Source organism: Streptosporangium longisporum (assembly GCF_039534895.1).
GTDB lineage: Bacteria > Actinomycetota > Actinomycetes > Streptosporangiales > Streptosporangiaceae > Streptosporangium > Streptosporangium longisporum.
Window position 1 is genome coordinate 66,911 of the sequence record NZ_BAAAWD010000008.1, and the last position, 24,437, is coordinate 91,347.

Here is a 24,437-nt window from a genome sequence, read left to right on the forward strand (position 1 = left end):
CATCTCCGTCGGCCTCGCGGGCGAGTTCAGGCTACTGACTCGCCGTCAATCCGGCTCCCCCTTCGGGGAGACTCGTTTACTCCGCTGTTGCAGAATTCAGTCAAGACACGGGGCAAGCTTTCCATATCACGCCCGCGAGGGTTGACAGCGCCGAGATAAGTTGTGGAATGAGAACGCACGTCCCCGCCGACGCATCCGGGGGATGACCCCCGGAAACCGGGAGGAATGCGACAGCCATGCCCGTTCTCGCCGCCCGCTTCGCCGGGTCGCCCATGCCCGCTCACGAGCCGGTGACCTCTCACCTGGCCGCCGAGTTCCTGACCGTTCCCGCCGTGACCATCGGCAGGTGCGTGGCCGACGTCCGCGCCTGTGCCGAGCACCTGGGCATCGAGGCGACCCCCGAGGTCGTCGAGCGTGTCGCCCGTGAGCATCTGCTCGCCCTCGTCAACTCCGCGCCGCCGCCCCGCGGTCCCCGGTAGCATCGGGGGACCCGGCCGTCTTCTACGCACCGTTTGGACCGGGAATGCGAGAAGGTCAGGGCGTGAGCGAGCGAGGCGAGCGGGTCGGTCAGGGCGGCGGCGTCCGTCACCGGCCGACCTGGCCGACGGGGGAGGCTGAGACCGCTTGATCCGGCGACACCGTCGAGACCCTCGCGAGAGCCGGTCCCCCGAAGCGGTCTTCTCCGAGATGCTGCTCGCCGCCCGTGAACTGCTCGCGGTGCGCAGCCCGCTGGACGCCGAGCTCATGGTCTCCGACATGGTCGGGGCCTGGTGGGGCCGGCGGCTGAAGCGCGGGGACGCCGAGCAGGTGCTCGGCGAGGGGCTCGTTGACTACGCGGCCAAGGCGGGCTCGCCGGCCGCGCTCACCCTGCTGATCACGCTGGCCTATCTCGGCACGGCCCGCCAGGCCGCCAAGGCCGAGGGCGCCGCGCTGGCGCTCATGGAGCGCGACGTGGCCAGGCCGCGCTGGGCCGACCGGCTGGGCGTGGTCAAGCCCACCGGCTGCTTCGTCTCCCGCGACGCCTACGGTGACCAGGACACCGTGGTGTGCACCTTCGGCTACCGGGGGACCGACAGCGGCGAGGACCGGCACGCGCTGGTCATGATCGTCGACTACAACATGCGCGGCATGGCCCGCGACGCCTGGGTCTCCTCGCACGTCGACAAGCTGCTGGAGCAGGTGCGGGCCGAGTCCGAGGGCAACCCGATGCTCAGGTTCGAGGAGATCGAGCCGCAGCAGGCCAGGGCGCTGCTGGAGTCGGCGATGAAGGCCACCGCCGAGTACGGCCACCGCCGCGCCGCGGTGCCGGTCAGCGACAGCTACAGCGCCTACCACGCCTTCGCGCGGGCCCGGATCAAGGCGCTGCCGCCCGGCCGCAAGCGACCGGCCCCGCTGCACAGCGAGGCCCCCTACAGCCGCGACCGCCGGGCCATGCTGGCCGCGGAGTTCCTCTCCTCGGACGCGGCCGAGCACCTGTCCGACCCGTCGGCGGCCTCCCGGTGCGCCGACCACATCATCGACTACGGCTGCGACCAGGACTTCGGCCGCCCGCTGCGGGTGAGCCCGACCAAGTGCGAGACGTTCCTGCTCGACTGGCTGCCGCGCAAGGTGATGCTGAACGGCGCCGAGCAGGAGGCGGTGCCGCACGTGCTGGGAGCCTGGGCGCGGTTCGCCGCGGCCAGGACCGGCCTGCCCGACGAGGGGCTGCGGGCCACGCTCGACGCGGTCTGGGAGGCGACGGGCAAGTTCGCCGAGGCGTACCGCGACCCGACGACCTTCGGGCTCGACCGCGACCTGCTGGAGCGGCTGCTGCCCGACGGCGACCTGTCGGCGCTGGCCAGGAGGGTGTTCGCGTTCCCCTTCCTGCAGGGCACGCACGGCGAGATCAAGCTCGGCCTGCTCAACCCGGCCGACGAGGGCGACCGGCGGATCCTGCTGGGCATCGACCACGCCGGCGAGCTCAACCGGCACGACTACGACGAGCACCTGGCCTGGCACGAGGAGATCGCCGCCCGCCTGTGGGAGGGCGACCCGCCCCAGCTGTGGGAGGCCGCGCAGCGGCTGCTCGACCTGGGCCACGACCGGCACGACGTGCTGCACGTGCTGATCGAGATCGCCGAGCGCATCGGCGACGACCCAGAGGAGCTGGCCATCGCCCTCGACGACATCGCCGACATTCCCGACGAGCCCCCGGTGTAGGTGGACCATGGTCATCGATCTGAACGCCGACCTGGGCGAGGGTTTCGGCATCTGGCGGCTGGGCGACGATGCGGCCCTGCTGGAGGTGGTGACCAGCGCCAACGTGGCCTGCGGCTTCCACGCCGGTGACCCGCTGACCATCCGCCGCACGTGCGCGGCCGCGGTCGACCGGGGGGTGGTGATCGGCGCCCAGGTCTCCTACCGGGACCTGGCCGGGTTCGGCCGCCGCGAGATGGACGTCGACCCCGAGGAGCTCTGCGCCGAGGTGCTGTACCAGCTCGCGGCGGTCGACGGCATCGCCAGGGCGATGGGCGGCCGGGTCTCCTACGTCAAGCCGCACGGCGCCCTGTACAACCGGATCTGCCGCGACCCCGAGCAGGCCGAGGCGGTGGTGGCCGCGGTCGCCGACCACGACGCGAGCCTGCCCGTGCTGACCCTGCCCGGCTCGGCCGTCCACGAGATCGCCGCCCGCGAGGGCGTCACCACCGTCGTGGAGGCGTTCGCCGACCGCGCCTACACCGGGGCCGGCACGCTGGTCTCCCGCCGCTCCCCCGGCGCGGTGCTGCACGACCCCGGCACGGTCGCCCGCCGGGCGGTGCGGATGGCCACCGAGGGGGTGGTCGACGCGGTGGACGGCACGCGCGTCGCCGTGCAGGCGCGCTCGATCTGCGTGCACGGCGACACCCCCGGCGCCGTGCTGCTGGCCCGGGCCGTACGGGACGGCCTGGTGGACGCCGGGGTGACGCTGAGGTCCTTCGCGTGAGGGGCCCGTGGGAGGGGCCGTCGCGCAGGACACGCGGAAGGCGCGCCAGACCCGGGGGACGCGGCAGGCGCGGACGTGCGGGGACCCTCGTGAGCGGGCCCGGGGCGGGGGGCGTCCGGTGATCCGGCGGGCCGGGGAGCACGCGCTGCTGGTGGAGACCGGCTCGCTGGAGGTCTCCCACCGCCTCGACGCCCTGCTGCGCGCCGACCGGCCGGCCCGGGTGGCGGAGATCGTGCCGGGCCCGGCCACGGTCCTGGTCGTCGCCCCGGGGGCCGACCCCGCGCGGCTGCGCGACGAGCTCGCCCGCCTGCTGGAGGCGGCGGCCGGGGCGGACGCGGGCGACGCCGCCCGCCCGGCGGCCGTGACCCTCCCGGTGGTGTACGACGGCGCCGACCTCGACGAGGTGGCCGCGCTGAGCGGGCTCTCCCGGCGGGAGGTGGTCGAGCGGCACACCGGCCGGGAGCTGACCGTGGGCTGGCTGGGCTTCGCCCCGGGGTTCGCCTACCTCACCGGGCTGGACCCGGCGCTGCACATGTCCCGGCTGGACACCCCGCGCACGTCGGTGCCCGCCGGGTCGGTGGCGATCGCCGGCCCCTACTCGGCGGTCTACCCCTCGGCCTCCCCCGGCGGATGGCGGCTGCTGGGCCGCTCGGCCACGATCGTGTGGGACGTGGACGCCGATCCGCCCGCGCTGCTCACGCCGGGGACGCGGGTCCGCTTCCAGGCGGTTCACGGATCATGATCGAGGTGATCGCGCCGGGGCCGTACGCCACCGTGCAGGATCTGGGACGGCCCGGGTACGCCCATCTGGGGGTGCCGCGCTCGGGTGCCGCGGACGGGCCGGCCCTGCGGCTGGCCAACCGCCTGGTCGGCAACCCCGAGGACGCGGCCGGGATCGAGCTGACCTTCGGCGGGGCCCGGCTGCGCTTCGCCACCGGGGCCTGGGCCGCCGTGACCGGCGCCCCCTGCCCGCTGGAGGTCCTCTCCCCGCACGAGCCCGCGCTTGAACCCTCGAACGAGCCCTTACGCGAGCTCTCGCACGCCCCGCACGAGCCCCAGGCCGAGCCCCGGCACGAGCTTCTGCGCGAGTTCCAGCGCGAGCCCTCGCACCGGTCCGCGCGCGAACCGGGCAGGGTCGTGCCGCAGGGGATGTACGCGCCCTTCTGGGTCCCGGCGGGCGGGCGGCTGCGGGTGGGGCCGCCCGAGAGCGGCCTGCGCAGCTACGTCGCCGTCCGGGGCGGCATCGACGCACCCGTCACGATGGGGAGCCGCTCGACCGACTCCCTGTCCGGGCTCGGTCCCGGCCCCCTCCGCGCCGGGACCGTCCTGCCGCTGGGACCGGCCGCCGGCCTGGCGGCGATCACCGTGGACGCCGCACCCCCGCCTTTCTCGCCCCCGCCGGGCACGGGCGTCCTGCGGGTCCTGCCGGGTCCCCGGGACGACTGGTTCGCCCCCGGCGCGACGGCCGCCCTCTGCGCGGAGCCGTACGAGGTCAGCCAGGACAGCAACAGGGTCGGTGTGCGGATGCTCGGGGCCCGGCTGGAACGGGCCCGGCAGGGCGAGCTGCCCAGCGAGGGCATGGTGGCCGGGTCGGTGCAGGTACCGCCCAGCGGACAGCCGATCGTCTTCCTCGCCGACCACCCGCCCACCGGCGGTTACCCGGTCATAGCGGTCCTGACCTCGGCCGATCTCGCCGTGGCCGCCCAGCTCCGCCCCGGTGACCGGGTACGCTTCCGCCTCGTCTGACCGGCCCGGCCGGCCCGCGCGACACGGCCCGGAGGCGACCGGCGACGCGACCGTGCCGGGACGGCGACGGGGCGTCCTGATCGGGCCCCCCGGGATCACCGGGCCCCCGGAATCACCGGACCCCTGGAACCACAGGACCCCCGGGATCACCGGCCGCCCCGGGACCGGTTATCGTCACTATGACGATTGAGGAGATCGCATGTCACTCGCCGAGATACTGGCCCCCCTGATGCGGCCGGCGTTCACCCTGGGCACCACCCCGACCAGCTGGGCCGAGCTCCTGGGGTTCGCCACCGGCGTCCTCACGGTCTGGCTGGTCGTCCGCCAGAACATCTGGAACTGGCCGATCGGCGTCGCCAGCGTGACCCTGTTCGGCGCGGTGTTCCTGACCGTCGAACTCTACGCCGACGCGGCCCTGCAGGTCGTCTACGTCGTCCTCGGCCTGTACGGATGGTGGCAGTGGCGCTACGGCGGGGCCGGGCGGACCCCGCTCCCGGTCCGCCGCACCGGGCGCGGCGAATGGGCGGTGCTGGCCGGGTGCGGGATCGCGCTCACCGCGGCGCTCACCGCCGTCCTGTCCACGAGGACCGACTCGGACGTGCCGTTCTGGGACGCCCTGACCACCGCCCTGTCGCTGCTGGCCACCTACGGGCAGAGCCGCAAGCTGGTCGAGTCGTGGTGGCTGTGGATCGCCGCCGACGTGATCTACATCCCCCTCTACCTCTACAAGGGCCTGCACCTGACCGCCGCCCTGTACGTGATCTTCCTGGGGCTCTGCGTCGCCGGGCTGCTGGCCTGGCGCGCGGACCTGGCGGCCCGCCCCGCCCCCGCCCCCGCCGCGCCGCCGGACGAGCGGGTGGCGCGGCCGTGAGCGGCCCGGAGTTCGCCCACGGGCTGGTGATCGGCAAGTTCTACCCCCCGCACGCCGGCCACCACCACGTGATCGACACCGCCGCCGCGCGGTGCGCGTCGGTGAGCGTGGTGGTCGCCGCCTCGACCGAGGAGACCCTGCCGCTGGCGCTGCGCGCCGCCTGGCTGCGCGAGGCGCATCCGCAGGCCCACGTGACGATCGCCCCGGTGGTCGACGACGTCGAGATCGACTACGACGACCCGGAGATCTGGTCCGCGCACGTCGAGGTGTTCCGGCACGCCCTGGCCCTGGCGCACGGGCGGGTGCCGGAGATCGACGCGGTCTTCTCCTCCGAGGCGTACGGACCGGAGCTGGCCCGCCGGTTCGGCGGCGTGGCCGTCGACGTCGACGCCGGGCGGGAACGGTTCCCGGTCAGCGGGACGATGGTCAGGAACGACCCGGTCTCCTGCTGGGAGCATCTGTCGGCGCCCGTGCGCGCCCACCTGGCGCGGCGCGTGGTGGTCGTCGGCGCGGAGTCCAGCGGGACCACCACGCTGGCCAGGTCCCTGGCCGCCCACTACGCGGCCCGGGGCGGGCCGTGGGCCGCGACCCGCTGGGTGCCCGAGTACGGCAGGACGTACTCCGAGGAGAAGCTCGCGCGCGCCCGCCGCCGCGCCAAGGACGGCGGGCTGCCCGAACCGTGGCTGGACGACCTGCGCTGGGAGCCGGCCGAGTTCACCCTCATCGCCGAGCGCCAGCTCGCCTGGGAGGAGGCCGCGGCCCGGACGGGGTCGCCGCTGCTGGTCTGCGACACCGACGCCTTCACCACCGCCCTGTGGCACGAGCGCTACCTCGGCGTCCCCTCCCCCGAGGTGACCGCCGTGCACCGCCGCGCCCGGCACGACCTGTGGATCCTCACCTCGGTGCGGGACGTGCCCTTCGAGCAGGACGGCTGGCGCGACGGGGAGGCGATCCGGCACCGGATGGACGCCCGTTTCCGCGAGGAGCTGGCCGCGGCGGGGATGCCGCACCTGGTCGTCACCGGCCCGCCCGCCGCCCGGCTGGCCCGCGCCGTCGAGGCGGTGGACGCCCTGCTGGAACGGGGCCGGGACCCCGGACCGTGACCTCTCACCGGAGGTAGCCGATGTCCTGGTAGCGCAGGTTGTGGAACCCGCGGGCCCCGAAGTTGGCCAAGGTGTCCTTGACCGCGACGTTCTGCGGGCGCTGGTAGAGCGTCACCACGTTGACCGCCTGCCAGATGAGCCTGTCGGCGGCGTTGGTGTCGGCGACGGCCTCGGCGTCGTCCAGGTCCGCGGTCGCCCTGTTCATGGCGGCGTCGATACGCGGGGAACCGATGCGGCCGAGGTTGGCGTTCCACTGCCGGGTGCCGTCGGCGCGCCGGACGGCGTCGGCGTACTGGCCGTAGGCGCTGGAGACGGGGAAGGGCGTGCCCGCGTACGCGAACGCGGTGATGTCGTAGTTGCCGGGGATGACGTACCTGGTGAAGTAGTCGTCGGCGGGCACCGACTGCAGGGTGACCCCGACGCCGATCCGGGCGAGCATGTCCTGGACGAGCTCGGCCTCGGACTTGGTGAGCTGCAGGCCGGACGGCAGCACGAAGCGCAGGGTCAGCTCCCTGCCGTCCTTCCTGCGGGTCCGGCCCTCCAGCCGCCATCCCGCGGCGTCCAGCTCCCGCGCCGCCCCGGCGGGGTCGTAGCGGCCGACCACCCCGGCGTTGTCCCGGTAGCCCTCCTGGGTGTTCATGAAGAAGTGGTTGTTCAGCAGGACGATCGGCCAGTCGAGCCCCTGCAGGTCGGACTGGGCGATGGCCTGGCGGTCGATGCCCATGGCGACGGCCCGGCGGACCCTGACATCGGACAGGACGGCGCTCTCGCCGTTCATCGTGATGTGCCGGAAGTCCGGCCCGGCCGCCTGCCGGACGATCGCGCCCGGGGTGGCCTTGGCGCGGGCGTAGTCGGGGGCGGACGGCGCGATGTCGAAGGTGTCGAGCTCACCGTTGCTGAACGCGCCGACCAGGGCGTCGCCCTCCAGGGACCGGTAGATGATCCGGTCCAGTTTGGCGCGGTCCCCCCACCAGCGGTCGTCCCTGGCCAGGGTGACGGTCTTGGCGGTCGGGTCGAACGAGACGAACCTGAACGGGCCCGCCGTCACCGGGATCCGGTTCAGCCAGGCGCCGTTGAACGCTCCCGCGGTGGCGTTGGTGGTGCGGGGGTAGAGCGGGGTGAACAGCGACTGCCAGTCGCCGAAGGGCTTGGCGAAGGTCATCACGACCTGGTGGTCGTCCTCACCCCTGGTCACCTTCTCGATGTCCTGGTAGCCGGTGGTGCTCGCCACCCGGTACTCGCCGTCGCGGCCGCTCATCGCCTGCCACTGGGCCCGGTAGTCCTCCCAGGTGATGGGGGTGCCGTCGGACCATCGGGCGCGCGGGTCCAGGGTCAGCGTGACGACCTGCCGGGACCCGGCGGAGGTGACCCTCGCCCGGGTCAGGTAGTCGGTGTTCGGGGAGATCTGTCCCTTGGCGTCCGAGCGGAAGGGCGAGGGCATGAGGGCGTCCACGACCTTCTTGACCGTGGCCAGGTTGCCGTCGACGTGGTTGAGGTTCCAGTTGGACGGATACTCGTTCAGGCCCCAGCGGAGCACGCCGCCGTCGGCGACCCGCTCGCGGGCGGCCGGGTTGACGTCGTAGGCGCGGACCGCGGAGGCGGGCCGTCCCTGCGCCCCGGCCCCGTCCCGGTCGCCGCAGCCGGCCAGGATCGGCGGGAGCAGCAGGACCAGCACCAGGACCGCGCGGGACAGCGGCACCGGGAACGCGTCCGGCCGCCGGATCGATGTCACTGTGTTCCTCCCGGGACCTGTGGCTGGGCGGGCGGGCGGGACCGGGCGACCGGCCCTGTGGGCAGGTCACCGGACCTCTCGGCGAAGTGGCAGGCGACACCGTGGTCCTCCCCCAGGAACCGGATCGGCGGCTCCTCGCCCGCGCAGCGCTCCCGGCCGGCCTCGTCGAGGGTCCGGAACAGGGGGCAGCGGGTACGGAAGCGGCAGCCCGAGGGGGGATCGGCCGGGCCGGGAAGGTCGCCGTCGAGCAGGATCCTCCTCCTGGAACGTTCCAGAGACGGGTCCGGCAGCGGGATCGCCGACAGCAGGGCCCGCGTGTAGGGGTGCAGCGGCGTGTCGTAGACCCGCTCCACCCGACCGATCTCGACGATCGCACCCAGGTACATGACCGCGACCCGGTCCGCGATGTGCCGCACCACGGCCAGGTCGTGCGCCACGAACAGGTACGACAACCCCAGCCGGGCCCGCAGCTCCTCCAGCAGGTTGAGCACCCCGGCCTGGATCGAGACGTCCAGCGCCGAGACCGGCTCGTCCAGCACGACCAGCCGGGGCTCCAGCGCGAGGGCGCGGGCGATGCCCACCCGCTGGCGCTGCCCCCCGGACAGGTCCTGCGGGTACCGGGCGGCGTGGGAGGGCTCCAGGCCGACCAGGCCGAGCAGCTCGCGGATCCTCGGCCCCGGGTCGCGGCGCCCGTGCGCGCGCAGCGGTTCGGCGAGGATGTCGTACACGCTCATCCTGGGGTCGAGGGAGGCCATCGGGTCCTGGAAGACCACCTGCACGTCGCGCCGGACGGCCATCCGGTCGCGGGCGGTCATCCGGGAGGTGTCGTGGCCCAGCACCGTGATCCGGCCCCGCTGCGGGGCGGCCAGTTCCAGGATCTCCATCAGGGTGGTCGTCTTGCCGCAGCCGGACTCCCCGACCAGGCCGAGGGTCTCGCCCTCGCGGACGTCGAAGCCGACGCCGTCCACCGCGCGGACCGTGCCGACCCGGCGCCGCAGGAACGTCCCCTTCATCAGGGGGTGGTGCCTGACCAGGTCCTCGACGGCCAGGACCACCTCGCGCTCGCCGCGCGGGCGTCGCCGTTCCGCGGCGGGCCGCGCCGGGGCGCGCACACCGTACACCTGGGCCGGGGTCCGGCCGGTCTCCTCGATCTCGCCGGCGCGCAGGCAGGCGGCGAGGTGGTCCGGCGAGCCGACCGGCATCGGCTCGGGTTCGTCCTCGGCGCAGGCCGCCACGGCGATCGGGCAGCGCGGCTCGAACGGGCAGCCCGGGGGCAGCGCGGCCGGTGACGGGGGGCTTCCCGCGATGGGCACCAGCGGCCGCTCCCGGCCACCGTCCAGGCGCGGGATCGAACCGAGCAGGCCCATGGTGTACGGCATGCGGGGGCGGTGGTAGACCTCCTCGACGGAGCCGACCTCGACCGGGCGTCCGGCGTACATGACCAGGACCCGGTCGGCGAACCCGGCCACCACCCCCAGGTCGTGGGTGATGACGACGATCGCCGCGCCGGTCTCCCGCTGCGCCGTCCTGAGCACCTCGAGCACCTGCGCCTGGATGGTCACGTCGAGCGCGGTGGTGGGCTCGTCGCAGAGGATCACGTCGGGGTCGTTGGCGATCGCCATTGCGATCACCACGCGCTGGCGCATGCCGCCGGAGAACTCGTGCGGGAACGCCCTGGAGCGGCGCACGGCGTCGGGGATGCCGACCAGGTCCAGCAGCTCGACCGCGCGCCTGGCGGCCTGCGCGGCGCCGACCCGCCGGTGCACGCGGATCGCCTCGGCGATCTGGTCGCCGACCCGGTAGACCGGGGTGAGCGCGGAGAGCGGGTCCTGGAAGACCATCGAGACCGTCCGGCCCCGGAAGGCGGTGAGCGTCCGCTCCGGGGCGCCCAGGATCTCCCGGCCGTGCAGCCGCACCGAGCCGGTGACGCGGGCGTGCCGCGGGAGCAGGCCCATCACGGCCAGCGAGGTGACCGACTTGCCGGAGCCGGACTCGCCCACGACGCCCAGCACCTCGCCCGGGCGGACCGCGTACCCCATCCCCCGGACGGCGCGCACCGCGGACGGGCCGGTGCCGAAGGTGACGTGCAGGTCGCGCACCTCCAGCACGGGGTCGGGCAGGGCCTGCGGCGGGCCGTCGTGGCCGGGCAGCGGGCCGGGGCCGTGGTGGCCGACCGGCCCGGCCCACGGCCGCGCGCCCGCGGAGCCCGCGGGGTTCACCGGGTTCGCCGGGTTCGCGGGGCCGGACGGGGTCACGGAGCTCGCGGAGCCCACGGGGTTCGTCGGGTTCACCGGGTTCGCGGGGCCCGATGGGGTCACGGAGCGCTCGGTCGTCATCGCGCTCCCCCGTCCCGGTGCGAGGCCGGGTCCAGCGCGTCCCGCAGGGCGTCGCCGACCAGGTTCACCGCGAGCACCGTGAGGATCAGCAGGCCCGCGCAGAACCAGAACGTCCAGGGCGCGTAGACGGCCGTGCGGGCGCCGTCGGCGATGAGGCCGCCCAGCGAGACGTCGGGGGGCTGGATGCCGAAGCCGAAGTAGGACAGGGAGGTCTCGGTGAGGATCGCGGCGCTGACGTTCAGCGTGGCGTCGACGACCAGCAGCGAGGACATGTTGGGCAGGACGTGCCGGAAGATGATCCTCGTCGGCGGCACGCCCATGAACCTGGCCGCCTGGATGAACTCCCGTTCCCTGAGCGAGACGGTCATGTTCCGGACGATCTTCGAGGTGACCATCCACAGGAAGAGCGCGAGCACCAGCACGAACACCGGCCACTGGCCCCCGGCGAAGAGCGGGGACATGATCGCCAGGATCAGGAAGGCGGGCAGCACCAGCAGCAGGTCGGTGAGCCAGGTCAGCGAGCGGTCGGTCCAGCCGCCGAAGTACCCGGCGAAGGCGCCGACCACCGCGGCGAGCGCGGTGCCGACCACCGCGGCGAGCAGGCCGACGATCAGCGACCTCTGCATGCCGCGGAGCGTGACCGCGTACACGTCGGCGCCGGTCTGCAGGGTCCCCCACCAGTGATCGGCCGACGGCGGGGCGAGGAAGGCCGTGAAGTCCTTGTCGGTGTAGCCCCACCGGGTGAGGTACGGGCCGGCGAAGGCCAGCAGGAAGATCAGCGTGAGCAGCGCGCAGCCCGCCCGGCCCCGGCCCTTCGCCAGCAGGCGGCCCGCGACCCGGCGCGGCCTGGTCGCGGGCGCCCGGACGGTGTCACGGGCCCGCTGCTCGGCGAGCTCCTCGTCGGCGACGGTCATCCCGGCTCACCCCGCCCGGACACGCGGGTCGAGGACGGCGTGCAGCACGTCGGAGGCCAGCGCGGCCAGCAGCACGGCCAGCGCGGCGAGGCAGCTGATCGCGGCGACGGTGTTGACGTCGTTGGTGGAGATCGAGTCGACCAGCTGCTCCCCCATGCCGTGCCAGCCGAAGATCTTCTCGGTGAAGGTGGTGCCCACCAGCAGCGTCCCGAACGTGAAGGCGAAATAGGTGACCGCGGGGACGAGCGCGGTGCGCAGCGCGTGCCGGGTCAGCGCGGCGCGGCGGCTGAGCCCCTTGGCCATGGCCGTGCGGACGAAGTCGGCACCGAGCACGTCGAGCATCATGTTGCGCTGGTAGCGGCTGTAGATCGCGACCAGGCTCAGCGAGAGCGACAGGGTGGGCAGCACCAGGTGCTGCGCCCGGTCGAGCAGGGCGGCGGCCGGGCCGCCCTGCAGGCCGGGGGTCGCCTCGCCGCTGACCAGGAAGACCTGGGCGCCGACCGCCTCGTTGAACCGGACCGCGGCGATGATCAGGATGTTGGCGAGCACCACGGTGGGGATCGCCAGCACGCCGAAGGACAGGCCGGTCGAGAGCCGGTCGAAGGCGCCGTACTGCCTGACCGCGGCACAGGCGCCGATCGCCACGCCGGTGACGCTGCCGAGGACCAGCCCGATCGTGATCAGGCGCAGGGTGACGCCGACCCGGCGGCCGAGGTCCTCCCCGACCGAGCCGCCGGTGACGCTGCGGCCGAGGTCGCCGCGGACGACGCCGCCGCCCCAGGTCAGGTAGCGCTCCAGGAGCGGGACGCGGTCGTTCAGGTTGAGGTCGGACAGGCGCGCGTCGACGACCGCGGGCGGGATCGGGGGGTTGCGTCCCTCGTAGTTGGAGCGCGGGTCGAGCGCGGAGGCGGCCAGCATGTAGGCCAGGCTGGTGGCCACGACGATCAACGCCAGGTAGTTGAGCAGCCTGCGGGCCAGGAATCCCGCCATCTTTCCTCCTCCGTGGCCCGCCGCTGTCGGTCACCATCTTGCTACACTCGGCGACCGAGAGACTGCATAGCGTACCGAATCGGAGGCATCTCGGTGAACGATGACGCCGGTGGGGCCGATGTCACTTCCCGGCGAGCTCGTCCACGGCGGCGCGCAGGTCGGCGCTGGTGATGGTGGTGAGGTCGGCGGCGCTGGCGGTGGCGTCGCCCAGGGCGGCCAGGCGGACGTCCCTGCGCATCGCGGCGCGCTCGAAGAGCGAGCGGGCGAACCTGCCGTTGCCCAGGCCGTCGATCAGGCCCTCGTCGCAGACCCAGGTGAAGACCTCGGCCAGGTCGCGCCGGGCCGCGTCGTCGAACCTGTCGCCCGACTCGTCGGCGAGCAGCACCGCGATCTCGGTGAGCTCCCGCGGGGAGTAGGAGGGGAACAGCACCCTCTGGTTGAACCTGCTGGCCAGGCCGGGGTTGGAGGCCAGGAAGGCGCTCATCTCCCGCTCGTACCCGGCCAGGATGACCACCAGCCGGTCGCGGTCGTCCTCGGCCCGCTTGAGCAGCGTCTGCACGGCCTCGGTGCCGAAGGCGTCGCCGCCGCTGTAGCCGGAGTTGACCAGGCCGTAGGCCTCGTCGATGAAGAGCACCCCGCCCAGCGCACGGTCGATCAGCTCGTTCGTCTTGATCGCGGTGGAGCCCAGGTGCTGGCCGACCAGGTCGGCCCGCTGCGCCTCCACCACGTCGGGCTGGGGGAGCAGCCCCAGCGCGGCGAAGATCCGGCCCAGGATGCGGGCCACCGTGGTCTTGCCGGTGCCCGGCGGGCCCGCGAAGACGAAGTGCCGCATCTGCGGCGGGGTGGGCAGGCCCCGCTCCTCGCGCATCCTGGCCACCCTGAGCTGCGCGGTGATCGCGTGCACCTGCCGCTTGACGGGCTCCAGGCCCGCCATCCGGTCGAGGTCGGCCAGCGCCTCCTCCAGCGAAGGGGCCGCCTGGTAGCTCCGGTAGCGGGCGGTGAGCTCGTCGAAGGCCTTGACGACGTCGCCCTCGGCGGTGGTGACGAGGTCCTCGGTGGTCGGCGCGCCGCCCGCCCCCACCACCCGCACGTCCCTGGCCTGCGCGGCGGCCTCCACCAGGCTGCGGACGAACCGGGCGTTGCCCAGCTCGTCGACGATCGCCCGCCGGTGGACGTCCTCGAAGCGGGCGAGCAGGGCGGGCATCGCCTCCGGCGCCATCCGGTCGCCCCGGCGCCGCTGCAGCAGCTCGGTGATCCGCACCAGCTCGTCGGGGGCGTAGCTGGGGAAACGGACCCGGCTGGAGAACCTGCTGGCCAGGCCCGGGTTGGAGGCCAGGAAGGCGGTCATCTCCTTCTCGTACCCGGCCAGGATGACGATCAGACGGTCGCGGTCGTCCTCGGCCCGCTTGAGCAGCGTCTGCACGGCCTCGGCGCCGAACCTGTCGGGCTGGCCGTCGCCGGAGTTGATCAGGCTGTACGCCTCGTCGATGAAGAGCACCCCGCCCAGCGCCCGGTCGACCAGCTCGTTCGTCTTGATCGCGGTGGCGCCGAGGAACTCCCCCACCAGGTCGGCCCGCTGGGCCTCCACCACGTAGGGGGTCTCCAGCAGGCCGAAGGCGTAGAAGATCTTGGCGACGGTCCTGGCCACGCTGGTCTTGCCGGTGCCGGGCGGGCCGACGAAGACGAAGTGCCGCATCGGCGGCTCGGTGCCGTACCCCGCCTCCCTGCGCAGCCTGGCCGCCTCGATCGAGGCGGCGATGGAGCGGACCTGCTCCTTGACCGGGGCCAGGCCGATCATGGCGTCCAGCTCGCCGAGGGCCTCCTCGACCGAGATGGGCGGGGGTGCGTCCTGCCGGGCGGGCGGGGCGGGGACGGCGTGCCCGCCCTCGCGGACCCTGAGCCCGGCCTGCGGCTGCTCGGCCGTCGCCGTGGCCAGTGCCCGGCGCGCCTGGAGGAACCGGTGGACCAGCACCCCGGCCGCCGCGGCGTAGGCGGCCCAGATCGCGACGGCGGGCGCCAGGGCGGTGAGCAGCGTGCCGAACAGCAGCGCGACCAGACCGGCCGCGCCCAGGGCCATGGCCGTGGTCGCCCACGGCGGGACCCAGCGGATGAGGTGGGCGGCGCCGGCCACCAGGGGGGCGAGCACCGTCAGCGCCGTCAGGACCGGTGAGCCCCAGCCGTACCCTCCCTGGACGACGGTCAGGACGGCCAGCCAGACCAGGACCACCAGCAGGGTGGCGGCGGCGCGCGGGAAGCTCAGGGTGAGCGCGGCGAAGCCGAGCAGCGTCAGCGTGACGAAGAGCGTGCTCAGGACCGACCAGCCGGTGCCCAGCGCCAGCGCGACCGCCGCGACCAGCACGGCGACGTAGAGCAGCCTGCGCAGGGGGGGTGCGAGCCGGAAGTAGCCCGACCGCACCTGCTCGAACAGATCACGTGCGGCCGCGCGCCCCGCCGGCCGGGCCCTGCTGGATTCCCGCATCACGCCTCCCCGGTCCGCCCCCGGTTATACCGCACCGGGGGGACGTTTGCGCGTGCCTGAGCGTCGCGCCACGCCGCCGGGCGAGCACGATCAGATATCAGATGAGAGCGGATGAAAACGGCGTCCGAGGCGGCGTGTCCCGCCCGGCGCCGTCCCGGCCGTCCCACCCGCCCCCGGGCCGTTCCCGCGTCCCGCCCGTGGCGGGCGGTGACCGGGCCGCCTCCGCGCGTGACCGCCCGGTCACGGCCGGGGGTCGCGTTCCCGCCCGCGGTCCGCGATCACGGGCGGGAGGACGGCCGGGCCGGGGCGGGGACGGGACCCGGAAACGGGCAGGGAAATGTCACCGCCCGGCAAGCCGGCGGTGTGCGGGAACGACCCGGTGACGGCCGTGGCGGGGCCGTCCGGCCGGGGAGCGGTCCGGCCGCGAGCCGGGGCCCGCGGGGGCGGGTCAGTCGCGGGTGGAGCGTCCCTGGTGGCGTCCGGGGTAGTCGGCGATCGTCACCTCCTTGGGGGTGATCCTCAGCACGGCGGCCTCGGCGTCGCCGATCGCGATGCCGCGCACCTCCGCCCAGAAGCGGCGGTCGAGGGGGTCGGCGACGAAGACCGCCACCCTGGGGTCGCGCTCGGCGGCCTCCCAGGCGTCGGACGCCGCGATCAGGCGCAGTTCGCCCCCCGGCCCGATCGAGCTGACCGCGCCGACGGCCAGCGTGCGCGGGCCGTCGGGGCCGGTGTAGGCGAGCACCACCTCCCGGGCGTAGGTGAGGGCGGCGCGCACCTCCCCGGCGAGTTCCACCGGCGGTCCGGCGTCGCCGGGGAGCCGGGCGCCGCAGCCGTCGCACATGACCAGCGAGGCCCGTCCCGGCCCGGCCGCCCCCCGCCACCACGCCCGCGTCGCCCCGGCGGCGTACACCGCCACCGGCACGGCCAGCAGGACCAGGGCGGCCCGCCAGGCCCACGCGCCCGCCGGGACGGCTCCGAGCCACGGCGCCACGGCCGCCACCCCGAGCAGCGGGGCGGCCACGGCGGGCAGGACCAGGGCGGCCGCCAGCCCGCGGTCCGCGGCCGCCGCCCGGCCCAGGCGGGGCGCCAGGCCGGGCCGGGCGCGCAGCCGGCCGAGGGCGAACGGCACGGCGAGGGCGGCCAGGGCCAGGAGCCGCCCGCTCCCGGCTACGACGGTCACCACCACCGCGGCCGCCGCCGACACCGACCAGGCCCGGCCCGCCACCAGCCAGAGGGTGACGTCGAGGTCGCGCCGGGCCGTACGGTCGTCACCGGCCGCGGCGAACTCGGCCAGGGCCCTGACCGGCCGGCCGCGCCAGACCCCGGCCAGCACCCGCGGCACGAGCGGCACCGCGCCGGACAGCAGCACCAGCCCGGCCAGGACCGCCCAGAGGGTCCCCGGCGCGCCCGTCGGGAGCGGCCCTGCGGGTGACGGCGGCGGCACCCGTGCCGGCAGACCGGCGACGATCACGATGTAGGCGGCCAGCGCGGCCAGGGTGAGCAGGAGCGACACGCCGAGCCAGGGATCGCGGACGAGCATGCCGGGCACGTACGGCCAGAGCCTGACCCGGCGCGCCTGCCGCAGGGTGATCGCCAGGACGGCGAGCGGCACCAGGGCGCCGCCGATCCTCGCCGCGCCGGCCAGGCCGAGTCCGAACTCCACCGCGCAGACCGCGACGAGCGCGACCGCCAGCAGCAGCCGGGTCCGTCGCGACCACGTCTCCAGCGCGCGCCTGGCCCGTCCCGTCTCCCGCGGGTCCACCGGCCAGGCCGGGTCGTGGTGGGCACGCGGGCCCTGCCAGCGCAGCAGGGCCAGGCCGAGGTTGATCCGGGCGCCCACGTGGTCCGGCGCGAGGCCCAGCGCGACCCGGTAGGAGTCCTCGGCGTGGCGGTACCGGCCGCGCAGCAGCGCGAGATCACCGGCCAGGACGTGCGGGTCGGGCTCCTCGGGCGCGTAGCGGACGGCCCGCGAGGACTGTGCCCACGCCTCGCTCCAGCGTCCGGGCACCCGGCGCAGCGCCGAGCCCAGGCGCATCCGCGCGGCCCAGGAGCCCGGCGCGAGGCGTACGGCCTCCTCGGCCGCGGCCACGGCCTCGGCGTCCCGGCCGAGCCGCTCGAACGCCAGGCTGGCCAGGCGGTAGCCCCAGTCGGCGCCGGAGGCCGCGTCGGTCGTCCCCGCGCGGGGACCGGTGGCACGGGTCCCGGGGAGGATCCCCGCGTGGGTCCCGGTGCGGGGACCTCCAGAGGTTCCGGCGTGGGGACCCGCAGGGGTTCCGGCGTGGGGGCCCGCCGTTCCCGCGCCGGTCCACATGTCGACCCCCGGGACCGTCTCCCCGACGGTCCCCGTGCCGATCCCCGTGCCGATCCCGGTGCCGGTCCCGCCGGGGGGACCGAGATCCAGGGCCCTGCGGGCGGCCTCCAGGGCGGCCTCGGGCCGGTCCCGGGCCAGCCAGGAGACGGCCACCGCGCACCACTGCCGGGGGTCGTCGGCGTCCCGGGGCGGCGGGACCGGATCGGGGCCGACCGGCCCGCCGGGCCCGCTCACCACGACGGCTCACGGGCCTCGCGCTGATCCCCCACGCCCGCCATGGTCGGTGCCGGGGTCCCCGTTTGCCTAGACGACGGTATAGCCCTGTATCTCTCTAGAGAGGTCCGGACGGACCCCTGCAAGACGGACATATCTATAGATGCATCATCGAATGCCAACCCATGCAGTGCCGGACTTCGCCTAAGCTGCGACGCATGTTCGTCCAGGCTGACAAATCCTGAGCGGCCCATGACCAGCGTCGTGGCCCGCACCGGGCATGCCGACGGCGACCCGCGGGCATCCGGTGCCGGCCGGTGGTCGATCCTCGCCCTGCTCTGCTTCAGCCTGCTGCTGATCGCGGTGGACGCCACGGTGCTGCACATCGCGGTGCCCGCGCTGACCGCGGCCCTGGAGCCGAGCTCGGTGGAGCTGCTGTGGATCATCGACGTCTACTCGCTGGTAGTCGCGCCGCTGCTGCTGACCTTCGGCACGCTCGGTGACCGCCACGGGCGCAAGCGCCTGGTGCTGGCCGGCTACCTGGTCTTCGGCGTCGCCTCGGCGGCGGCCGCGTTCGCGCCGACCCCGTACGCGCTGATCTCCGCCCGTGCCCTGCTCGGCGTGGGCGGGGCGATGATCATGCCCGCCACCCTGTCCATCATCCGGCAGGTCTTCACCGACCGGCACGAGCGGGCGGTCGCGCTGGGGATCTGGAGCGCGGTGGCGGCGGCCGGGGCCGCGGTGGGCCCGCTCGTCGGCGGGCTGCTCGTCGAGCACTTCTGGTGGGGCGCCGTCTTCCTGATCAACGTCCCCATCCTGATGGTCCTGCTGCCCACCGCGGCCAGGCTCCTGCCGGGAGGCCGGACGCGCTCGAACCGCCCGTGGGACGCGCTCAGCGCGCTGCTGTCCGTGCTGGGGATCCTCGGCGTGGCCTTCGGCCTCAAGGAGGCCGGGGCCGGACATCCCGCGGGGGCGGTGGCGTTTCTGGCCGGGGCCTGGCTGCTGACCTGGTTCGTCCGCCGGCAGCGACGGCTGCCGTTCCCCCTGCTCGACCTGGACCTGTTCCGTCGGCGCGCGTTCTGCGCCGGGGTGGGCGGGGTGCTGCTCACGGTCTTCTCCCTGGTCGGGCTGGAGCTCATGCTGGCCCAGTACCTCCAGCTGGTCCTCGGTGACAGCCCGCTCCAGGCGGCGGTACGGCTGCTCCCGCTGATGATCGCCTCGATCGCGGGCGGGCTGACCGGGGCGCGCCTGCTGCGCTGGTTCGGCCTGCGCGCCACGATGAGCGGCGGGCTGGCGCTGACCGCGCTCTCCCTCACCCCCACCCTGGCCTGGGGCACCGAGGGGCATCCCGTCGCCCTGACGTTCTGCTTCGTCGGCATCGGCTTCGGCATCCAGGTCACCCTGCTGGCCGCCTCGGACACGATCATGTCGTCCACCCCGGAGGCGCTCGCCGGCAGCGCCGCCGCCACCGAGGAGACCGCCTACGAGCTGGGCGCCGGCCTCGGGGTCGCGGTGCTCGGCACGATCACCACGATCGTGTACGCCCCCTTGCTGGCCCAGGTCCCCGGGATCGGCCCCGGCGCGATGGACCAGGCCCGCCAGTCGCTGGCCTCGGCCGCGCACATCGCACGGGAGATCGGCGGTGCGAGCGGGGACGCCCTGCTCGCCGCGGCCCGCCTCGCGTTCGTCTCGGGCCTGCACTCGACGATCGTGGTGAGCGTCCTGCTGCTCGGCGTGACCGCGCTGGCGGTGGGGCTCCTGGTGCCCGGCCGGTCGCGGGAGGGACGGGACGACCCGTCGTGAGGGGTCACCGGGGCTCCGGCCCTTCCGGCGGGAGGGCCCCGGCGGGTCCCCGGATCCCCCGCGCGCCGCACCGCCGTGCGGCCCGGAGGCGGTCCCGGGGTTTGGAAGACCCCGGTTCGGTCATCTATCCGTCAGGTATGGGCAGGAACGGTGAATCTCACCAGAAAGAGGAGCCGTGCGACGAACCCTCCACGATCTCGCCTCGCTGGCCGCCAGGCTGGGCGTGGGCGGGATCTTCTTCGCCAACGGCTGGCACAAGCTCGAAGCGGGCCTGAACGCCACCGCCGCCCAGTTCGCCACCCTGGAGGCCCCCGGCCCCTACGTGTGGGCGGCCGTCACCATGCTGATGGAGCTGATCGGCGGGGCGTTGATGGTCGCCGGTCTGGCCGTGTCCGCCTGCGGCCTGCTGCTGTTCGCCGAGGCCCTCGCCGTGTTCGTCCTGGCCAGCGGCCAGGTCGGCCTGCCGCTCACCGGGGGTGACGCCAAGCTCATCGTCGCGCTCGGTGCCGCCTCCATCCTGCTCGCGGTCGGCGGCGCGGGCCGCCTGTCGGTCGACCACATGGTGGTGATCAAACGCCGCGAGGCCGAGGCCGCCGAGGACTTCGCCGCCGAGGCCGAGGCCGACGACGTCATCGCCTCGTTGCGCGAGCCTGAGCCGTCCGCCCGGCCGTCCACCCAGGCGGCACCGGGTGCGCCGGTCCCGGGGACCTCGGGAAACTCGGGGACCTCGGGGACCTCGGGGAAGAGGCCCGGCGACGGTCCCGGCCCCGCCTTCCCCGATCCGGCCTTCTCCGATCCGGGCTCCTCCCCCGCGGGCTCCGTCTCGTCCGGGAGCGGCGCCTCCCGGAGCACCGCCGCGAAGGCCGTCCCCGGAAGCGGCGCGGGGAGCGACGAGGGAGGGGCCGACACCGCGGAGTTCCCCGCGGCCCGCCCCCGTACGCGTACCCGCAAGCCTCCTCCGGGAGCCACCGGCGCCGCGGCCCCGGCCGCACCGGCTCCCCCGCCCGCCCCGGGGACGACCGGCGACACCCTGGTGGCCGGGAAGAAGGACAAGCCCGCCGAGGGCTGACCCGGCCCCTGGACCGGGCCGCGTCCTCATGACGGTGATGCTGCCTGTGACGGTGCCTCGACGACGGCGTTCGCCCGTCGGCCCGTCGTGAGATCTGCGAGGTCCGAGGGGTCCGAGGGATCCGAGGGTTCGCCAAGGCGAGGTGAGCGCAACCTGTCGTCACGGTAAGTAGTTGCTCGATCACTCTTCGTGCATGATGGGCCCTGTTCCGCAGCGGGACGGCGGCCGGGCCCCGGGCACCCTCCGGGCCCGGCCGCCGCACCCGGGCGGGATCGCAGAAGCGCAGAACCCTCGACCCCAAGGAGCGCAGTGAAGAGAACCCTCCTCGTGTCCGCCCTGACGGCCGGGATCGTCACGATCACCGCCGGTGCCGCCTACGCCTCGCAGTACATCGCCTACGAGGGCCCGGGTTTCACCGGCAGATCCGTCGTGATCGACGCCTGCGGACCGTCCAACATCCCCTACCACGGGTCCTACAAGTGGTACGGCGACGGCCAGTCCGGCCGCATGTACAACCAGCCCAACGCGCAGGGCCTGACGCACTTCCGGCTGCCCTCCGACGACAACGCGGAGCAGAGGACGCCCGTCGGCTGGCAGAGCATCTTCATCGAGTGCTGATCCCGGCCGGTCCGGGTGGTCCTGGACGGACCCCCGCGGGACCTTCCGGACGGCGCCCCAGGAGGAGACCACCGGGGAGAGGCCCGCCGGAGCGCTCCGTGACCCGCCCATGACGATCGATCCCCCCTGACAGGCGACCCCCTTCCCCCTTCCCCCCCTTGTGGCCGAGGCGTCCGCCGCACGACGCCTCGGCCCGTCGCCGACCGATATGGCGCACGTACCGTGACCAAGCGCTTCGATGTGACATAAATGGATTCACACGGAGATGTCGTACCTGCACAATGATCGGATGCGCCTCCCCGGCTGGTTCGCGGAGCGGGCCGCGCCCGCACCACAGGAGACCGAACTCCGTGTCTCCACGCTCGAACTCTTCTTCGACCTCGTCTTCGTCTTCACCGTCACCCAGCTCACCGGCCTCCTGGTGGACGGCCTGCAGGACGGCCGCCCCCTCGAGGGCGCGCTGCAGGTGCTGCTGGTCTTCGGTGTCATCTGGTGGATGTACGCCGGGTACGCCTGGCTGACCAACGCCGTCCCGCCCACCAGGCCCGCCCGCAGGGTGCTGATCCTGCTGGGCATGGCCGGGTTCATGATCGTGGCGCTGTCGATCCCCGCCGTGTTCGACGGGGACGGCCTGGCCTTCGCGATCGGGTACCTGCTGCTGGTCGTCGTGCACGCCGGGCTGTACCTGCAGGGCACCTCGGCCATCACCAGGGTCCTCCCGTTCAACCTCGGCGGCACCGCGCTGGTCGGCGTGGCCGCCCTGGTCCCCACCCCGTACACCTACCTGCTCTGGGCCGCCGCGGTGATCCTGCTGTGGGGCAGCCCGTACTACATCGGGCAGAAGGGCTTCAACCTCCGGGCCGGGCACATCGTCGAGCGCCACGGCCTGCTGGTGATCGTGGTGCTCGGCGAGTCGATCGTGGCCCTGGGCATCGGCGCCAAGGGGCTGCACATCGGCCTCGCCCTCGGCGTGACGGCGGTGCTCGGCCTCGCGCTGGCCGCCTGCCTGTGGTGGCTCTACTTCGGCGGCGACGACGAGACGCGCGCCGAGCACGCCCTGGAGGGCGCCGAGCCCGTGCGGCGCACCCGGTTGATCCTCGGCGCCTACTTCTACGCGCACATCCCGATGCTGCTGGGCATCGTCGCGGTCTCCGCGGGCGTCAAGAAGGCGATCGGCCATCCGACCGACCCGCTGAAGCTCAGCGCCGCCCTGGCCCTGGCGGTGGGCTTCGCCCTGTTCGTGGCGGGTGGCGCCTGGTTCCGGCGCGTCCTGGGCATGTCGGGCAACGGCCCGCGGGTCTGGGGCGCCCTCGTCGCGCTCGCCACGGTCGCGCCCGGCCTGTGGTCGGCCCTCGCGCAGCTCACCGCGCTCACGGCGCTGGCGATCGTCGTGATCGTCGTGGAGCGGCGTTCGAACGCCGCCGTCGCCCCGGTGCACTGACCTGTCCGCCGCCCGCGCCTTCTGCCCGTACCGGAGCCGCGGGCAGAGGGACGGGCGGCGGGCGCGGAGGGGTCCCGGTCCTCGTCCGGACCGGTGGCCCCTCCCGTCGTGAAGCGCGTCCCGAGGCTCAGACCTTCATGCCGGTCCGGTCCACGATGGCGTCCGCCCCCTCCATGCGGGCGCAGTGGGCGCAGCAGAACCAGCGCCGGTCGGCCTCGACGCCGTGCCCGACGATCCGGACCCCGCAGTGCTCGCAGATCGGCGCCATCTTCTGGATCGCGCACTCGAAGCTGTCGAAGACGTGCACCCTGCCCTGGGCGTGCACCTCGAAGCTCATGTCGTAGTCGTTGCCGCACGTCTCGCAGCTCGCCATGTCTCCCCCCGAAAACTCATGGCCGTTTCCCGTGGGGGTCCTACCCATCCGCCCGCCCGGTCAGACCGTCCGCCCGGCCACGATCGCCGCCGCGACCAGCGCCATCACCAGGACGGCCGAGACCGCGAGCAGCACGGGCAGCAGCCGGGCGAACCGGTCGCGCGCCACCAGCCGGACGCGACCGGCCTCGATCCATCCGCGCAGCCGGGGCCAGGCGTACGGCAGCGCCGGGGACAGCGCCCACGTCCCGCCCGGACGCCGCACGACCAGCCCGCCGAAGGCGTCGAGGACGGATTCGGCGGCCGGGGGGACCCTCACCTCGCGGGCGACCGGCTCCCCGCCGGCCGCGACGGCCACCAGCCTGAGGAACACCGCGGGCGCGCGCTCCCGGGCCTCCGGGCCGAGCGCGGCGTACGCGGCCTCGGCGAGGTCGCCCAGCGCGGGGTCGTCGCAGGCCGTACGGACCCTCGCCCCCGCCTCGGCACCCGCCCTGAGCAGCGCGACGATCTCCGGTTCCCGCGGGCCGGTCGCCGCGGGCGTCCCCGGCGCGTCCGGACCGGGGCACGTCCGGCCACCGGTGGGGGCGCCGGACGGACCCGGCACGGCGAGCAGGGACGGCAGGGCCTGCAGAGGGGGTGAAGCGGACAGGGAGGGCAGAGCGGGCAGGTCGGGCAGGGCCAGCAGGTCGAGCAGCAGGTCGCGGGCGGCCGGGCGGGCGGCGGCGTCCTTGGCCAGCGCGGCACGGGCGAGGGGACGCAGCGAGCGGGGCAGCGGGTCCAGGTCGGGGTCGAGGGAGAGGACGTGGTGCATCACGGCCCCGAGGCTGCCCGCCGCGAACGCGTCCTTTCCGGTGGCCGCGTACAGCACGACCGCGCCCCAGGCGAACACGTCGGCCGGGCGTCCCACCCGGCCGCCGGTGAACACCTCGGGCGCCAGGTACGACGGCGCGTACGACTTCAGCGCGGGGGAGGCCAGCGCCGATCCCAGGCCGGGGGCCACCCCGAAGCCGGTGACCCGGGGGCCGTCCCGTCCGACGATCACGTTGTCGGGGGTGAGGTCGCGATGGATCACTCCGGCGTCGTGCAGGGCCGTCAGGGCGGTGGCGACCGCGGTGGCCAGGCCGCGCAGGTCGTCACCGCCGAAGACCCGCCCGGCCCGGCGCAGGCTGGGCCCTGCCACGTACTCGCTGACCAGGTAGGGCCTGGGCCCGTCGAAGTCGGCGTCCAGCACGCTCGCCGTGCAGAAGGGGGCGACCCGGCGGGCCGCCTCGGCCTCGCGGCCGAGGCGGGCGCGCAGCTCCGGGTCGGCCGCCGGGCGGCCGTGCATGACGCTCACCGCGACGCGCCGCCCCCCGGCGTCGTAGCCCTCGTAGACCGTGCCCCGGGCGCCCGCCCCCAGCCGTCCGGCCAGGCGGTAGCCGCCGAGCCGCCATGGGTCGCCCGCGCCGAGTTCCCGCGCCACTCTCATGCGGGGTTC

At 74.6% G+C, this 24,437-nt stretch carries 19 protein-coding genes; 11 read left to right on the plus strand and 8 right to left on the minus strand.

The window, feature by feature from the left end:
- Positions 1–236 precede the first annotated feature (236 nt).
- From ABD832_RS17785 to ABD832_RS17815, 7 genes are all read left to right on the plus strand, one after another.
- Complete coding sequence (locus ABD832_RS17785; protein WP_344896201.1) at positions 237–479, plus strand: hypothetical protein; 243 nt, start codon at positions 237–239, stop codon at positions 477–479.
- A gap of 208 nt (positions 480–687) precedes the next feature.
- Positions 688–2,199 (plus strand): hypothetical protein, encoded by a 1,512-nt coding sequence (locus tag ABD832_RS17790; protein ID WP_344896343.1) that lies wholly within the window; start codon positions 688–690, stop codon positions 2,197–2,199.
- A gap of 7 nt (positions 2,200–2,206) precedes the next feature.
- On the plus strand, positions 2,207–2,962 hold the full coding sequence (locus ABD832_RS17795; RefSeq protein ID WP_344896204.1) for a LamB/YcsF family protein: 756 nt from the start codon (positions 2,207–2,209) through the stop codon (positions 2,960–2,962).
- A gap of 118 nt (positions 2,963–3,080) precedes the next feature.
- Complete coding sequence (locus tag ABD832_RS17800) at positions 3,081–3,704, plus strand: 5-oxoprolinase subunit B family protein (RefSeq protein WP_344896207.1); 624 nt, start codon at positions 3,081–3,083, stop codon at positions 3,702–3,704.
- Entirely contained in the window at positions 3,701–4,708 is a 1,008-nt protein-coding gene (locus ABD832_RS17805; protein ID WP_344896210.1) for a 5-oxoprolinase subunit C family protein, read from the plus strand. Before ABD832_RS17800 ends, ABD832_RS17805 begins: the two co-directional genes overlap by 4 nt.
- A 199-nt stretch (positions 4,709–4,907) precedes the next feature.
- The gene (pnuC, locus tag ABD832_RS17810; protein WP_344896213.1) at positions 4,908–5,579 is read left to right on the plus strand and encodes a nicotinamide riboside transporter PnuC; all 672 of its coding nucleotides are present in this window, start codon (positions 4,908–4,910) and stop codon (positions 5,577–5,579) included.
- A complete protein-coding gene (locus tag ABD832_RS17815) occupies positions 5,576–6,682 on the plus strand; it encodes an AAA family ATPase (protein WP_344896216.1) in 1,107 nt (368 codons plus the stop codon). The genes pnuC and ABD832_RS17815 overlap by 4 nt, the downstream gene beginning before the upstream one ends.
- A 4-nt stretch (positions 6,683–6,686) precedes the next feature.
- On the opposite strand, the gene ABD832_RS17820 is transcribed toward ABD832_RS17815, so the two are convergent.
- The 6 genes from ABD832_RS17820 to ABD832_RS17845 all read right to left on the minus strand — a co-directional run bounded on the left by ABD832_RS17820 (position 6,687) and on the right by ABD832_RS17845 (position 17,681).
- Positions 6,687–8,414, minus strand: a complete 1,728-nt coding sequence (locus tag ABD832_RS17820) for an ABC transporter family substrate-binding protein (protein WP_344896219.1) — start codon at positions 8,412–8,414, stop codon at positions 6,687–6,689.
- Positions 8,411–10,750 carry a dipeptide ABC transporter ATP-binding protein gene (locus ABD832_RS17825; RefSeq protein ID WP_344896222.1) on the minus strand — a complete coding sequence of 780 codons (2,340 nt, stop codon included), beginning with the start codon at positions 10,748–10,750 and terminating at the stop codon, positions 8,411–8,413. The genes ABD832_RS17820 and ABD832_RS17825 overlap by 4 nt, the downstream gene beginning before the upstream one ends.
- Complete coding sequence (locus tag ABD832_RS17830) at positions 10,747–11,664, minus strand: ABC transporter permease (RefSeq protein ID WP_344896225.1); 918 nt, start codon at positions 11,662–11,664, stop codon at positions 10,747–10,749. The genes ABD832_RS17825 and ABD832_RS17830 overlap by 4 nt, the downstream gene beginning before the upstream one ends.
- Before the next feature lie 6 nt (positions 11,665–11,670).
- A complete protein-coding gene (locus ABD832_RS17835; protein ID WP_344896228.1) occupies positions 11,671–12,654 on the minus strand; it encodes an ABC transporter permease in 984 nt (327 codons plus the stop codon).
- 121 nt (positions 12,655–12,775) lie between these two features.
- Positions 12,776–15,133: an AAA family ATPase gene (locus ABD832_RS17840; protein ID WP_344896231.1), complete on the minus strand. Its 2,358-nt coding sequence runs from the start codon at positions 15,131–15,133 to the stop codon at positions 12,776–12,778.
- A 448-nt stretch (positions 15,134–15,581) separates the two neighbouring features.
- Complete coding sequence (locus ABD832_RS17845; RefSeq protein WP_344896234.1) at positions 15,582–17,681, minus strand: hypothetical protein; 2,100 nt, start codon at positions 17,679–17,681, stop codon at positions 15,582–15,584.
- Between the two features lie 228 nt (positions 17,682–17,909).
- On the opposite strand from ABD832_RS17845, the gene ABD832_RS17850 reads away from it, so the two are divergent.
- The 4 genes from ABD832_RS17850 to ABD832_RS17865 all read left to right on the plus strand — a co-directional run bounded on the left by ABD832_RS17850 (position 17,910) and on the right by ABD832_RS17865 (position 22,588).
- Positions 17,910–19,460 (plus strand): MFS transporter, encoded by a 1,551-nt coding sequence (locus ABD832_RS17850; protein WP_344896237.1) that lies wholly within the window; start codon positions 17,910–17,912, stop codon positions 19,458–19,460.
- 175 nt (positions 19,461–19,635) lie between these two features.
- The gene (locus tag ABD832_RS17855; protein ID WP_344896239.1) at positions 19,636–20,529 is read left to right on the plus strand and encodes a DoxX family protein; all 894 of its coding nucleotides are present in this window, start codon (positions 19,636–19,638) and stop codon (positions 20,527–20,529) included.
- Positions 20,530–20,838: 309 nt separating this feature from the next.
- Positions 20,839–21,147, plus strand: a complete 309-nt coding sequence (locus ABD832_RS17860) for a MiAMP1 family antimicrobial peptide (RefSeq protein ID WP_344896242.1) — start codon at positions 20,839–20,841, stop codon at positions 21,145–21,147.
- A gap of 289 nt (positions 21,148–21,436) precedes the next feature.
- Positions 21,437–22,588 (plus strand): low temperature requirement protein A, encoded by a 1,152-nt coding sequence (locus ABD832_RS17865; protein ID WP_344896245.1) that lies wholly within the window; start codon positions 21,437–21,439, stop codon positions 22,586–22,588.
- A 127-nt stretch (positions 22,589–22,715) separates the two neighbouring features.
- Here ABD832_RS17865 and ABD832_RS17870 read toward each other — a convergent pair whose 3' ends face one another.
- Complete coding sequence (locus ABD832_RS17870; protein ID WP_344896248.1) at positions 22,716–22,961, minus strand: hypothetical protein; 246 nt, start codon at positions 22,959–22,961, stop codon at positions 22,716–22,718.
- Between the two features lie 60 nt (positions 22,962–23,021).
- Positions 23,022–24,428, minus strand: coding sequence for a protein kinase domain-containing protein (locus ABD832_RS17875; protein ID WP_344896250.1), 1,407 nt, complete (start codon positions 24,426–24,428; stop codon positions 23,022–23,024).
- Between the last annotated feature and the right edge of the window lie 9 nt (positions 24,429–24,437).